This is a genomic window from Rhizobium oryzihabitans (genome assembly GCF_010669145.1).
GTDB classification, from domain to species: Bacteria; Pseudomonadota; Alphaproteobacteria; order Rhizobiales; family Rhizobiaceae; genus Agrobacterium; species Agrobacterium oryzihabitans.
The window spans coordinates 1,492,274-1,505,575 of record NZ_CP048632.1 but is presented as its reverse complement, the minus strand read 5'-3'; the positions used below and the strand labels follow the sequence as shown (position 1 = coordinate 1,505,575).

Here is a 13,302-nt window from a genome sequence, read left to right as displayed (position 1 = left end):
CGCAGGAATAGGGCCTTATGGCGCAGCTGATTACAATTCTTCTACTGGTGGTGGGATCGGTCATCCTCTACCGCCGCTTCGTTCGCGATGCCGAAAAGCTTTCGGCGAAATCGAAACAGCGCGAGAAAGAACGCGAGACCGGCGCCATTGGCACCCTGATCAAGGACCCGGAAACCGGCGAATATCGCGTGAAGCGCGAGGATGAGGCGTAAGGCGGCGCCTCCACGCATAAAACCTTGACCCTCAGGCGATGCCGTGGCACCAGTCCGCATCCGAAGTAAGTAAGTACTTACTTGTCCTCCTAACGCCGCGATGACTGCAATGACCGATATTCCAGACCATATGAACCCGAAGCGTTCCTTTCAGGCGCTCATCCTGACGCTGCACAATTACTGGGCCGATAAGGGCTGCGCGGTGCTGCAGCCCTACGATATGGAAGTGGGCGCGGGTACGTTTCATCCGGCAACGACGCTGCGTGCACTCGGGCCGAAGCCGTGGAAGGCCGCCTATGTGCAGCCGTCGCGCCGCCCGTCCGACGGTCGTTACGGGGAAAACCCCAACCGTCTGCAGCATTATTACCAATATCAGGTCATTCTGAAGCCCAACCCTTCCAACCTGCAGGAACTCTATCTCGGTTCGCTGAAGGCGATCGGCCTCGATCCGCTGCTGCACGATGTGCGCTTCGTTGAAGACGACTGGGAAAGCCCGACGCTCGGCGCCTGGGGTCTCGGCTGGGAATGCTGGTGCGACGGCATGGAAGTCTCGCAATTCACTTATTTTCAGCAGGTCTGCGGCATCGAGTGCTCGCCGGTTGCGGGCGAGCTGACCTACGGTCTGGAGCGGCTGGCCATGTATGTTCAGGGCGTTGATAATGTTTATGACCTGAACTTCAACGGCCGCGAAGGCGAAGAGAAGATTTCTTATGGCGACGTCTTCCTGCAGGCCGAGCAGGAATATTCCCGTCATAACTTCGAATTTGCCGATACAGCCATGCTGCATCGCCATTTCATCGACGCCGAAAAGGAATGCCAGGCGCTTCTCGCTGCCGGTGCGCCCGGTGATGATGATAATCAGCGCCTGCACAAATGCGTGTTCCCGGCCTATGACCAGTGCATCAAGGCCAGCCACGTTTTCAACCTTCTGGATGCGCGCGGTGTGATATCGGTGACGGAACGCCAGAGCTACATCCTGCGCGTGCGCACGCTGGCGAAAGCCTGCGGCGAGGCCTTCCTGCTGACGGACGCGGGCGGGCTGAACTGGAACAGGGCCGCCTGATTTTTGGAGGAAGGTTCGCACCGAAGATTTTATTGAATTTGAAAGGCCGTTCTTGACGGCCTTTTATTTTGTGTTGATTGTTCCGGTGAAAAATCACCTTGGATTTGATTATGAATATTAGAAGCTTACGTTTTTTGCTTGTATTGACGCTTGGATGTCTTCTCGGCAATGCGGCCGTTGCCGAAACGACTGAATGGATGAGTGGCAAGGATGCGTTTCCCCGCGCCAACAAGCTGCATTCGCTCGGAATGATCGTCACTCGCATGGATTGCAAGGATAGTGGCCAGCGAACCCTCGATGTGGGAAGTGCCCTTGTCCGAATGCATTATACACGCAATACGAACGACCTCAGCTGGAGAATAGATGGCTGGAACCATCTAGAGGAAAACAAGGCATATTGGGCCGAACGCGGCTTCAGGCTCGCCTCCTATACTCTTTTTGTGCGCAAGGTATCCGGGCTGAGGTTGTATTGTACCGTTTTTCACAAATGACGGATGTTTACTTCCCTGAGCTTGTACCCTCCCGGCAAAAACGGACAGAATGAGCGAAGCCCCATGACTTTGCGGTAATGAGCGGCTATCGTGCGCGCAACGAAGCTGGGAATCGCAATTCATGTTCATCACGCTGGCAATCATCGCGGCAATCGCGCTTTATGTCGTCTTCATCTATAACGGCCTCGTCAAGGCGCGGCAGATGAAGGAAGAGGCGTGGTCGGGCATCGACGTGCAGCTGAAGCGCCGCGCCGATCTCATTCCCAACCTCATCGAGACCGTGAAGGGTTACGCGGCGCATGAAAAGAGCACCTTCGAGGAGGTGATCGCCATGCGCAACCGGGCACAGGCCGTGCCGGCGGGCGATGTCGAAGGTCGCGCCCAGGCGGAAGGGCTGCTATCGCAGGCGCTCGGCAAGCTCTTCGCGCTTGCCGAAGCCTATCCCGATCTCAAGGCCAATACGAACTTTCTGGAATTGCAGCGTTCGCTGGAAACCATCGAAGGCGAAATCCAGATGTCGCGCCGTTATTACAATGGCGCCGCCCGCGATCTCAACGTCAAGGTGGAAAGCTTCCCCTCCAATCTGGTCGCAGGCCAGTTCGGTTTTGCCAAGGCGCCGTATTTCGAGATCGAGAACCCGGCCGACCGCGCCGTGCCGACAGTGAAATTCTAAGCGCACTGTTCCCGCGGCGGCTTAAGACCTTCCGTTCAAATTCCGATAATCCGGCCCCGCGCCGCATTCTTTGACAAGACGACAATCATGATCGAACTGACCATCACCCCGCCCGACCACCCGCTTTCCGGCAAGGTCGAGCCGCCCGGCTCCAAATCCATCACCAACCGTGCGCTTCTCCTGGCTGGTCTTGCCAGGGGCAAAAGCCGGTTGACCGGCGCACTGAAAAGCGACGACACGCTTTATATGGCCGAAGCCCTGCGCGAGATGGGCGTCAAGGTAACCGAGCCTGATGCCACCACCTTCGTGGTGGAAGGCACGGGTGTACTTCAGCAGCCGGAAAAGCCGCTTTTCCTCGGCAATGCCGGCACCGCCACGCGCTTCCTCACCGCTGCTGCCGCACTTGTGGATGGCGCCGTCATCATTGATGGCGACGAGCACATGCGCAAACGCCCGATCATGCCGCTGGTGGAGGCCCTGCGCTCCCTCGGCGTCGAGGCGGAAGCGCCAACCGGTTGCCCGCCCGTCACCGTCTGCGGCAAGGGCACAGGGTTCCCGGAGGGCAGCGTCACCATCGATGCCAACCTCTCCAGCCAATATGTGTCGGCACTTCTGATGGCGGCCGCCTGCGGCGACAAGCCTGTCGATATCATCCTCAAGGGCGAGGAAATCGGCGCCAAGGGCTATATCGATCTCACCACCTCGGCCATGGAAGCTTTTGGCGCGAAGGTGGAGCGGGTCAGCAACGCCATCTGGCGCGTGCATCCGACGGGTTACACGGCGACCGATTTCCACATCGAGCCGGATGCCTCCGCCGCCACCTATCTCTGGGGCGCGGAACTGCTGACTGGCGGCGCGATCGATATCGGCACGCCGGCCGATAAGTTCACCCAGCCGGATGCCAAGGCCTACGAGGTCATGGCGAAGTTTCCGCATTTGCCCGCCGAAATCGACGGTTCGCAGATGCAGGACGCCATTCCGACCATCGCGGTTCTCGCCGCCTTCAACGAAACGCCGGTGCGCTTCGTCGGCATCGCCAATCTGCGCGTCAAGGAATGCGACCGTATCCGCGCCGTCTCGCTGGGCCTCAACGAAATCCGTAACGGTCTGGCACATGAGGAAGGCGACGACCTGATCGTGCATTCTGATCCGGCTCTTGCGGGCCAGACGGTCAAGGCCTCCATCGACACTTTTGCCGACCACCGCATCGCCATGAGCTTTGCGCTGGCGGCGCTGAAGATCGGTGGAATCGCTATCCAGAACCCTGCCTGCGTAGGCAAGACCTACCCGGCTTACTGGAAAGAGCTCGCCTCGCTCGGCGTCGAGTACACGGAAAAGGAAAGCGCTGCCGAGCCGCAGCATTAGAAGAACGGTATTGGTTTTCCGTCATTCCGGCCTTGAGCCGGAATCCAGCGCGGTCAAGTCCTTGATCGCGAAAGACTCTTCAAGCCGCGCAGACGCGCAGCTGCTGGATACCGGGTCATCCTCGGACTTGATCCGGGGACCGGTATGACGGAATGACCGTGCTGCGCATCATCACTTGAAACCGGAAACGCTCCATTCCCTTAAGGAGAACCGCCCGTGAAGACCATCGCCGCAAGACTTCTCGCGCTGTTCGTCTTCCTGGGCGCGACCTTCCCGGCCTTCGCGGAGGAATTCATCCGCTCCTACCATTCCGTCATCGAGGTGGCGGCGGATGGAAAGCTGACGGTGACGGAAACCATCACCGCCCGTGCCGAAGGCCAGAACATCAAACGCGGCATATTTCGCGATTTCCCGCTTTATGCGCTGGATGCCAATAATCGCCGCACCAAGGTGGATTTCAACGTCGTTTCAGTAGAGCGCGATGGCGCGCCGGAAAACTGGCGCACCGAGAATATCGATGGCGGCATCCGCATCTATACCGGCAGCGCCGAGCGTTTTCTGCCGACCGGCGAGCATATCTTCCAGATAACCTACACCACTGCCCGGCAGATCCGTTATTTCAGCGATTATGACGAGCTGACCTGGAACGTCACCGGCAATGGCTGGCAATTCCCCATGGGCGAGATTTCCGCCACCATCACGCTGCCGCAGGGCATCAGGGCGACAGATACGGCCGTCTTCACCGGTCCTCTGGGTGCGAAGGGCAAGGATGCGCGCATTCTGAACGAAGGTAACGAGGTATTCTTCGCCTCCACCCGCCCCTTCACAGTGGGCGAGGGCATGACGGTCGCCGTCAAGCTCCCCAAGGGCGCCATTGCAGCACCCGACACCTCACAGGCGGCGGGCTGGTGGCTGCGGGATAATCTCGCCATCCTCCTTTCGGGCGGCGGGCTTTTCGTCGTGCTGCTTTATTACCTGCGCGCCTGGTTCGCCGTCGGCCGCGATCCGGCGAAGGGCGTGGTCGTGCCGCGCTGGGATGCGCCGGAGGGCTTTCGCCGGCTCTGGTCAACTATGTCGATAACAGGGGTTTTTCGGGTGCCGGCTGGACGGCGCTCTCTGCCTCGGCGCTTGATCTGGCGGTGAAGGGTTATGTCGTTCTGGAGGACTTGAAGAACGCCATCGTCATTCGCCGCACGGAAAAGGCGACCGCTGCCGATCTGCCGACCGGCCAGAAAACGCTGCTGTCCTCCATCGGCGGCCCTGGCAAGACGCTGACCATCGACAAGGCCCATGGTGCGGAGGTCGAAAAGGTCGGAACACAGTTTCGCGCAGCGATAGAGAAAGAACATCGCGGCAAATATTACCGCAGCAATGCCGGTTACATCGTTTTCGGCATCTTCCTCAGCATCGCCCTCATCGTCGCGACGCTGGTGTTTGGCGATCTGGATGAAAGCGCCATTGCCGCCGTGCTGGTCTTCGGCTTTTTCGCCTTCTTCTTCAGCATCCTGTCGATCGGTATCGGTCGCCAGTTTTCGCGCGGCGCACCGCTGCGCAAGCGGATCGGCGGCATCGTCATGCTGGCCTTTGCCGGTTTCGTGGCCTTTTCCGCCATTGGCGGCATCGCCACGCAAATCCTGCTGGATGTGACGCATGATACCAAGTCGCTGGCGCTGGCCGCCATCGGCGGCATCGTGCTGACCAACGCGCTGTTCCTGTTCCTGATGGGCGCGCCGACGCCGCTCGGCCGCAAGCTGATGGACGGCATCGAAGGCCTCCGAACCTATCTGACGCTGGCGGAAAAAGACCGGATGAACATGGCTGGTGCGCCCGCCATGTCGCCGCAGCATTTCGAGACATTGCTGCCCTATGCCGTGGCGCTCGGCGTCGAAAAACCGTGGAGCCGCACTTTCGAGGCCTGGCTTGCCACGGCTGCCGCCGGTGCCGCTGCTGCAAGTTATGCGCCCGGCTGGTATGCGGGCAGCAATTACGGCAGCTTTGGCGACAGGATCGGCGGCTTTTCCACCTCCATGGCGAACACCATCGCCTCCACCATTCCCCAGCCCGTCAGTTCTTCCGGCTCCAGCTTTTCGGGCGGTGGCGGCGGCGGTTTTTCCGGCTCCGGCGGTGGCGGCGGCGGCGGCGGCGGCTGGTAACGCCCGCCGGCTGTTATTTAACCGATAGCTGGTGACTTTTGCCGCTGGTCTTGCTAAGTCCGCGACACTCTTTTGCAACAGATTAAAGTCCTTATCCCATGCCCGATCTTCTGCTTGAACTTCGCTCCGAAGAAATCCCCGCCCGCATGCAGCGCAAGGCGGCGGGCGATCTGAAGAAACTCGTCACCGATGCCTTGGTGGAGAGAGGGCTGACCTATGAGGGCGCGCGCGAATATTGGACGCCGCGCCGCCTGACGCTGGATATTCGCGGCCTCAACGCCCGCTCCGCCGATGTGCGCGAGGAAAAGAAGGGCCCGCGCACCGACGCCAATGAAAAGGCCATCGAAGGCTTTCTGCGCGGCGCCGGCCTCAACGACATTTCGGAAGCGCAGGTCGTTTCCGATCCGAAGAAGGGCGATTTCTACATCGCCATCATCAACAAGCCCGGCCGCCCGGCGGAAGAGATCATCGGGGAAGTGATGCCCGGCATCATCCGTTCCTTCCCCTGGCCGAAATCCATGCGCTCCGGCCCGGCCTCCATGCCGAAGGGGTCCAGCTATGCCGGCATCGAAGGCAAGGGCTCCGAAAGCCTGCGCTGGGTGCGACCGCTGCAATCCATCGTCTGCCTGTTCGGCCCCGAACATGATGAAACCCAGGTCATTCCTTTCGTGATCGACGGCATCGTCGCCGGCAACGTCACCTATGGCCATCGTTTCCATGCACCCGGCCCGATCACCGTGCGCCGTTTCGAAGATTATGTCTCGAGCCTCGAAAAGGCGAAGGTCATTCTCGATGCCGAACGCCGCAAGGATATCATCCTGCACGACGCCAAGGATCTCGCTTTCGCCAACGGTCTGGAACTGGTGGAAGATGAAGGCCTGCTGGAAGAAGTCTCCGGCCTCGTCGAATGGCCGCAGGTGCTGATGGGCACCTTCGAGGAGGATTACCTGCAAATCCCTGCGGAAATCATTCGCCTCACCATCAAGACCAATCAGAAGTGTTTCGTCACCCGCAATCAGGGTGCGGAAGAAGGTCTTTCCAACCGTTTCATCCTGATCTCGAACATCGAGGCAAGCGACGGCGGCAAGGAAATCATTCACGGCAACGGCAAGGTCGTTCGCGCCCGCCTGTCGGATGCCCGCCATTTCTGGAACCGCGACCAGGGCGATCTGCCAGATCTGGAAACGCTCAAAGGTTCGGCTGCAAAATTCGGCCTCGATCTCAAAAAGCCGCTCGACCAGCGCATGGCAAAGCTCGATGCGCTGAACGTGACCTTCCATGCCAAGCTCGGCACTCAAGGGCAGCGCGTGACGCGTATTCGCGAACTGGCCAAGGCTCTGGCCCCCGTTGTGGGTGCCGATGCTGCTCTGGTGGACCGCGCCGTGGTGCTGGCGAAAGCCGACCTGCGCACCGAAGCCGTCGGCGAATTCCCCGAGCTTCAGGGCCTGATGGGCCGTAAATATGCGGCGTTGCAGGGCGAGAACGAAAGCGTCGCGGCGGCCATCGAAGATCACTACAAGCCGCAGGGTCCCTCCGACCGCCTGCCGGCAGACAAGGTGGCCATCACGGTTGCTCTGGCCGACAAGCTCGACACCCTCGTCGGCTTCTGGGCGATTGATGAAAAGCCGACGGGTTCGAAGGACCCCTTCGCGCTGCGCCGCGCGGCGCTGGGCGTGGTGCGTATTCTGCTTGAGAAAAACGTACGTCTGCCGCTTTTGAGCGTCGTGAAGGACCCGGATCTTCTCTCCTTCTTCCATGATCGCCTGAAGGTCTACCTCCGCGACCTCGGCGCCCGTTACGATCTGATTGATGCTGTTCTCACACCGGATTCCGATGATCTGCTGATGATCGCCCGCCGTGTCGAGGCGCTCACCGCCTTCATCACCGGTGAGGATGGCAAGAACCTTCTGGCTGGCACCAAACGCGCCACACAGCTTCTGGCCGCCGAGGAAAAGAAGGGCACTGTGGTGGCGAACAGTGTTTCGGAAGAGCTGCTGAAGCTCGATGCCGAAAAGGCGCTTTATGCGGCGATCAAGACGGCTTCTGCCGATGCCGCAAAGGCGGTCGAAGCGGAAGATTTCCGCTCCGCCATGCAGGCGCTTTCGACGCTGCGCGCGCCTGTCGACAAGTTCTTCGAGGATGTGCTTGTGAACGACGAGGATGCGGCCATCCGTGCAAACCGTCTGGCGCTGTTGAAGGCCATCCGCGAAGCTACGGGAACGGTTGCGGATTTCTCGAAGATTACCGGGTGAGGGAATTGGGGGCGGCCGTGACGGTAGCGTGCGCGGTTCACCCCCCTCTGTCCTGCCGGACATCTCCCCTCAAGGGGGGAGATCGGCAAGACGGTCGCTCCCCGCAAAATTTGCAACGTCGAAGATGATCGACATGTTGCTGCGATTCGATCTCCCCCTTGAGGGGGAGATGCCCGGCAGGGCAGAGGGGGGTAAGCTACGACCGCGACCCCCGCAGGATGATTTCCCAATGACCCACGCGCCCCCGAAAATCCTCATCAGCGCCTGCCTCCTCGGCCAGCCGGTCAGATATGACGGCAAGGGCAAACCCCTCTTCCACCCGGCGGTAGATCGGTGGCGGGAAGAAGGCAGGCTGGTGACGATCTGTCCGGAAATGGCCGGCGGCATGCCCGTTCCGCGTCCACCGGCGGAAATCGAGAATGGCGCGTCCGGCCTCGATGTTCTGGAAGGCCGCGCCCGTGTGCTGGAAGTAACAGGCGGCGATGTCACGGCTGAGTTCATCGCCGGTGCGGAAAAGGCGGTCGCCTTCGCCAGGGCCAATGGTTGCACTCACGCGCTTCTGATCGACGGAAGCCCGTCATGCGGGTCGGTTGCGATCTATGACGGCTCATTCTCCGGCACCAAACATGCGGGCAATGGCGTAACGGCGGCGCTGCTGAAGAGAGCGGGCATCGCGGTTTTTTCCCCTGCCGATATTGACCGGCTGGATGTTTTGACGCGGTGAGGCGAGGTGGTGCAACTTGGCTCTGGGCGTAACAAACACTCTCTGCCGTCATCCTCGCCCTCGAGGCGAGGATTCATGACCCGACGCGACGTTGGATCCTCGGGTCAGGCCCGAGGATGACGTCGAGGAGGCGGGGAAGTAATCACAAAAATGCCGGGTCTGTACCCGGCATTTTTATTTCATCGGTATGATGACTATCCGTCATCACCCCGCCATGCGCATCTGTTGCGCCATGCCATGAAGCTGATGGCCGGAGGAGACGCGGAAGCTGCGGATGAGGTTCAGCAGCTCTTCGGTATCCACGGCCAGCGCTTCCGCCGAAGCCGTGGTCTCTTCCGCCATGGCGGCATTGTGCTGGGTGGCGACGTCGAGCTGGTTCAGCGACGTGGAGATCGAGCGCAGCGTCGTGTCCTGCTCGGCCGCCGAATGGGCGATCTTGCTGACAATCTCGTTGGCGGATTTGATCTGGTCCGAGATGCGTTTCAGTGCATCGCCGGCCTCGCCGACGAGGCGCACGCCGTTTTCCACCTGAGCGGAAGAACGGGCGATCTGGTCCTTGATCTCCTTGGCGGCGGCGGCGGATTTCTGCGCCAGTTCGCGCACTTCCTGTGCCACCACGGCAAAGCCCTTACCGGCTTCACCGGCGCGCGCGGCTTCCACACCGGCGTTCAGCGCCAGAAGGTTGGTCTGGAAGGCGATGTCGTCGATAACGCCAATGATGTTCGAAATCTGATCGGAGGATTGTTCGATGCCGCTCATCGCCGCAATCGCTTCTTCCACCACCCGGTCGCTGCGTGTCGTTTCCGAGCTGACGGTGGTGACGCGCTTGGCGGCGTCCGCAGCCCCTTCCGCCGTCTGGCGCACCGCAACGGTCAATTCATCGAGCGCGGCGGAGGTTTCTTCCAGATTGGCGGCCTGCTGTTCGGTGCGCTGCGAAAGCTCGTTCGAGGCCTTGCGGATTTCCTCCTTGGAGCCGCCAATGTCGATGCTCTTGGAATTCACCTTGGCCATGGCGGCATCGAGATGCGTCAGCGCTTCGTTGAAATTATCGCGCAGCGCGGCGTAACGGCTACCGAGGTCGCCGCAACGCACCGTCAGATCGCCAGCCGCCAGCTTTTCGAGGGATTCGCCGATGGTAGCGACCACACGCGCCTGCAATTCGGCCTCGTCGCGCTGCATGTCGAGGTTGTTCTGACGCTCGGCATTCAGCTGCTGCTGCTGTTCTTCCTCGCGGCGCTGCATGGCGTGGCGCTCGCGCACCTTGTCCTGAAGAGACGCCGTGGCCTTTGCCATCATGCCCACTTCGTTGGTCAGGCCGGTATGGGGAATGGTGAGCGAGACGTTCTCATTGGCCACTTCGCCGAGCGCGCGGTGAATATCGCCAAGCGGTTTCGAAATGCCACGGATGACGTAGAAGGCGGCGGCCAGTGCGAGCACGAAGATGGCAGCGCCGATCGACAGCGCCTTCATCACCTCGCCGCGCACCTGCGCATTCAGATCGTCGATGTAGACGCCGGTCACGACCACCACCTGCCAGGGATCGAAGGCAAGGGCATAGGAGCTCTTGGCGTAGTCATTGCCTTCCATGCCGGGCTTCGGACCGTAGAAATCCGTCTGGCCGCCGCCATTGCGGCCAAGCCGCACGAGCTCGTCACGATAGGCAAAGCCCTTGCTGTCCGGCTTGCCCTTGAAGTTCTCACCGACACGTTTGGCATCGGGATGGAACTTCATCGTCACGTCGTAATCGTAGCCGAACAGATAGCCATCAGGGGTGAATCGCATGGCGCTCACGGTGGCATAGGCCTGCTTCATGGCTTCGTCCCGCGAAAGCGTCCCGGCCTTTTCCTTGTCGTGGAAGGATTGCAGAATGGAAATGGCTGATTGCACCTGCGTCCGCAACATGCCGTAGCGTTCCTCATAGATCGCGTCGGTGGCGGATTTCAGCTGGTAAAACGTCGCAACGGAGAAGGCGGCCATCAGGGCCACGACGAGAACGATCAACTGACGGGAAATGGAAAGGTTCTTCATGGGCGCTCACAAGCGTTTGGCTTCGCGCGCCTTAAAAAAGCCGCGCGCTGCCGAAGTTTCGGAAATGGGAATGGCGCCTGATGCGCGGGGAACAGCCTGAAAAGCGAGCGTCCGCCACAGGCCTGATGTCGTGCTGCATCGCACTATGAAATCACTTAGCGGCCAAAAATTTGAATAAATATTTAATTAGACAGAGCTTTATCAGCTCGCCCGGCAGAATAGGGGTCGAAGAACTTATTATTCCCCGAATGGTTGCCGTGAATTGTGACGAATGCAGCGATGACGCGATTATTTGACATTTGTCATGAAAAAGCGCCGTTCCCGCCCGCCCGTCAATTGCCGCGCAATTGGAAATCCGGGAATGTGGGTGCAGCAATGACTGCCGCGTTTGCAGGTGCTTGCGCGCTATCTGCCGAAATTTCCTTGACGGCCGCGGTGGTCGTCGTCACGTCGATGCCGGCGGGTGTCGATGCCGTTTCGGCAGGATGCGGGGCGGGTTCGGCATCCTCATAGGTCGCGATTGCGGCGTCCGGGCTCTCGCCAGGCATCCATGCGGGGTTGGTGCTGACGAAGGTGACGGGAGCACCGCCGAGCCAGGCTTCCGTGCGCACCAGCGCGCGCTTGCCATCGACTTCGCGCATTTCCATATGCTGCGTGCCGGGCTCGATGGAGGGAATGGCGTAACCCTGCGCCACGGTCTTGCCCTTCAGGGGCTGGCAGCCACCGCAATCCAGACGCACGAAACTGCCATTGGCGACATGCACGCCATTGATATATTCGACGGAAGACGCCATCGCCGAGCCGCTGGCCAGCGCCACAATCGCTGTGAGAAGAAGACGACGCATCGAAAAACCCCCGAAATAACAGTGCTGCCTCTTGTTAGAGGTACAATGCACCATTCAATGTTGGGGCAAGTATTACCAATCTTTCCTTTCCATCAGGTCAGCAAACTTGGTAAAAATTGAACGAAATATTCGCGCCGACTACTCTGTCTGCTTCAGACCTCAGGCCTTTTCACGGGCCACGGCCTGCCAGCCGATATCGCGCCGGCAGAAGCCGTTTTCCCATTCCACCTTGTCGGTGAGAGCGTAGGCGCGCGCCTGCGCCTCGGTCACGTTCTTCCCGAAGGCGGTGACGTTCAGCACGCGTCCGCCCGTCGCCACCAGCTTGCCGTCCTTCAGCGCCGTCCCTGCATGGAACACCTTTGCCTCTTCGCTGGCATCGGGAATATGGGCAATCGGTGTGTTCTTGTCATAGGCGCCGGGATAACCCTTCGAGGCGAGAACAACGGTCAGCGCTGCATCGTCGCGCCATTCCGCTTCCACCTTGTCCAGCGTGCCGGTGGCGGTGGCATAGAGGATCGGCAGCAGATCGCTTTTCAGGCGCATCATCAGCACCTGGCATTCCGGATCGCCGAAACGCACATTGTATTCGATCAGCTCGGGGCCTTTCGCGGTGATCATCAGGCCGGCGAAAAACACGCCGGAAAAGGGATTGCCGTCCTTGGCCATGCCTGAAATCGTCGGTTCGATGATCTCCTTCATGGTGCGTTCCACCATGGCCGGCGTCATGACAGGGGCGGGGGAATAGGCGCCCATGCCACCGGTGTTCGGGCCGGTGTCTCCATCGCCCACACGCTTGTGGTCCTGCGCGGTGGCGAGCGCCAACGCCGTTTTGCCATCCGAAAGGCAGAAGAAGCTGGCTTCCTCGCCATCGAGAAAGGCTTCCACCACCACTTCCGCTCCGGCCGCGCCGAAAGCGCCGTCGAAACAGTCGTCGATGGCGGCAAGCGCTTCGGCCTCGGTCATCGCAACGGTCACGCCCTTGCCGGCGGCAAGACCGTCCGCCTTGATGACGATTGGGGCACCCTGTTCATGGACATACTGTCTGGCTGGCTCGGCCGCCTTGAAACGCTGGTAAGCGCCGGTCGGAATATCGTAGCGGGCGCAGAGATCCTTGGTGAACCCCTTGGAACCCTCAAGCTGGGCGGCTGCCTTCGAAGGGCCGAAGGTGGCGATACCAGCTGCACGCAGATCATCCGCCAGACCCGCAACCAGCGGCGCCTCCGGTCCGATGATGACGAAGTCGATCGCCTTTTCCTTGGCAAAGGCGATGACGGCGGCGTGGTCTTCCACGTCAAGCGAAACGAGTGTCGCGTGGTCGGCGATGCCGGGATTGCCGGGAGCGGCGTAAAATTCTTCAAGCAGGGGAGACTGGGCGATTTTCCACGCCAGCGCATGTTCGCGTCCGCCGGAACCGATCAACAGAACTTTCATGGTCAATATCCCTGCAAATTCGCCAGTAACCTTGTTTGAGCGGCGTTAAGGGCAGGGGGGCGAAA

10 protein-coding genes and 1 pseudogene are annotated in these 13,302 nt (G+C 60.3%); 8 read left to right on the top strand and 3 right to left on the bottom strand.

Annotated features, from left to right (window positions below):
* The first annotated feature begins 17 nt into the window (after positions 1–17).
* The 8 genes and pseudogenes from G3A56_RS07930 to G3A56_RS07895 all read left to right on the top strand — a co-directional run bounded on the left by G3A56_RS07930 (position 18) and on the right by G3A56_RS07895 (position 8,933).
* Positions 18–212 (top strand): NfeD family protein, encoded by a 195-nt coding sequence (locus G3A56_RS07930; RefSeq protein ID WP_003493987.1) that lies wholly within the window; start codon positions 18–20, stop codon positions 210–212.
* A gap of 100 nt (positions 213–312) precedes the next feature.
* On the top strand, positions 313–1,275 hold the full coding sequence (locus tag G3A56_RS07925) for a glycine--tRNA ligase subunit alpha (RefSeq protein ID WP_035241643.1): 963 nt from the start codon (positions 313–315) through the stop codon (positions 1,273–1,275).
* 110 nt (positions 1,276–1,385) lie between these two features.
* On the top strand, positions 1,386–1,766 hold the full coding sequence (locus G3A56_RS07920; protein ID WP_051795932.1) for a hypothetical protein: 381 nt from the start codon (positions 1,386–1,388) through the stop codon (positions 1,764–1,766).
* 121 nt (positions 1,767–1,887) lie between these two features.
* Entirely contained in the window at positions 1,888–2,439 is a 552-nt protein-coding gene (locus tag G3A56_RS07915) for a LemA family protein (RefSeq protein WP_082183756.1), read from the top strand.
* An 87-nt stretch (positions 2,440–2,526) separates the two neighbouring features.
* Positions 2,527–3,804 carry a 3-phosphoshikimate 1-carboxyvinyltransferase gene (locus G3A56_RS07910; protein ID WP_082183757.1) on the top strand — a complete coding sequence of 426 codons (1,278 nt, stop codon included), beginning with the start codon at positions 2,527–2,529 and terminating at the stop codon, positions 3,802–3,804.
* 216 nt (positions 3,805–4,020) lie between these two features.
* Positions 4,021–5,957 (top strand): annotated as a pseudogene (locus tag G3A56_RS29455) (DUF2207 domain-containing protein).
* Between the two features lie 98 nt (positions 5,958–6,055).
* On the top strand, positions 6,056–8,209 hold the full coding sequence (gene glyS, locus G3A56_RS07900; RefSeq protein WP_082183760.1) for a glycine--tRNA ligase subunit beta: 2,154 nt from the start codon (positions 6,056–6,058) through the stop codon (positions 8,207–8,209).
* A 229-nt stretch (positions 8,210–8,438) separates the two neighbouring features.
* Positions 8,439–8,933, top strand: coding sequence for a 2-thiouracil desulfurase family protein (locus G3A56_RS07895; RefSeq protein ID WP_082183763.1), 495 nt, complete (start codon positions 8,439–8,441; stop codon positions 8,931–8,933).
* Between the two features lie 204 nt (positions 8,934–9,137).
* Here G3A56_RS07895 and G3A56_RS07890 read toward each other — a convergent pair whose 3' ends face one another.
* The 3 genes from G3A56_RS07890 to purD all read right to left on the bottom strand — a co-directional run bounded on the left by G3A56_RS07890 (position 9,138) and on the right by purD (position 13,237).
* Positions 9,138–10,961 (bottom strand): methyl-accepting chemotaxis protein, encoded by a 1,824-nt coding sequence (locus G3A56_RS07890; protein ID WP_082183765.1) that lies wholly within the window; start codon positions 10,959–10,961, stop codon positions 9,138–9,140.
* Positions 10,962–11,293: 332 nt separating this feature from the next.
* Complete coding sequence (locus G3A56_RS07885) at positions 11,294–11,806, bottom strand: plant virulence effector HPE1-like domain-containing protein (RefSeq protein ID WP_082183766.1); 513 nt, start codon at positions 11,804–11,806, stop codon at positions 11,294–11,296.
* Between the two features lie 159 nt (positions 11,807–11,965).
* On the bottom strand, positions 11,966–13,237 hold the full coding sequence (purD, locus tag G3A56_RS07880; protein WP_082183768.1) for a phosphoribosylamine--glycine ligase: 1,272 nt from the start codon (positions 13,235–13,237) through the stop codon (positions 11,966–11,968).
* Between the last annotated feature and the right edge of the window lie 65 nt (positions 13,238–13,302).

Coding starts and splice junctions, on each gene's coding strand:
- G3A56_RS07930 (WP_003493987.1), top strand. CDS start 18: ATGGCGCAGCTGATTACAATTCTTCTACTGGTGGTGGGATCGGTCATC.
- G3A56_RS07925 (WP_035241643.1), top strand. CDS start 313: ATGACTGCAATGACCGATATTCCAGACCATATGAACCCGAAGCGTTCC.
- G3A56_RS07920 (WP_051795932.1), top strand. CDS start 1,386: ATGAATATTAGAAGCTTACGTTTTTTGCTTGTATTGACGCTTGGATGT.
- G3A56_RS07915 (WP_082183756.1), top strand. CDS start 1,888: ATGTTCATCACGCTGGCAATCATCGCGGCAATCGCGCTTTATGTCGTC.
- G3A56_RS07910 (WP_082183757.1), top strand. CDS start 2,527: ATGATCGAACTGACCATCACCCCGCCCGACCACCCGCTTTCCGGCAAG.
- glyS (WP_082183760.1), top strand. CDS start 6,056: ATGCCCGATCTTCTGCTTGAACTTCGCTCCGAAGAAATCCCCGCCCGC.
- G3A56_RS07895 (WP_082183763.1), top strand. CDS start 8,439: ATGACCCACGCGCCCCCGAAAATCCTCATCAGCGCCTGCCTCCTCGGC.
- G3A56_RS07890 (WP_082183765.1), bottom strand. CDS start 10,961: ATGAAGAACCTTTCCATTTCCCGTCAGTTGATCGTTCTCGTCGTGGCC.
- G3A56_RS07885 (WP_082183766.1), bottom strand. CDS start 11,806: ATGCGTCGTCTTCTTCTCACAGCGATTGTGGCGCTGGCCAGCGGCTCG.
- purD (WP_082183768.1), bottom strand. CDS start 13,237: ATGAAAGTTCTGTTGATCGGTTCCGGCGGACGCGAACATGCGCTGGCG.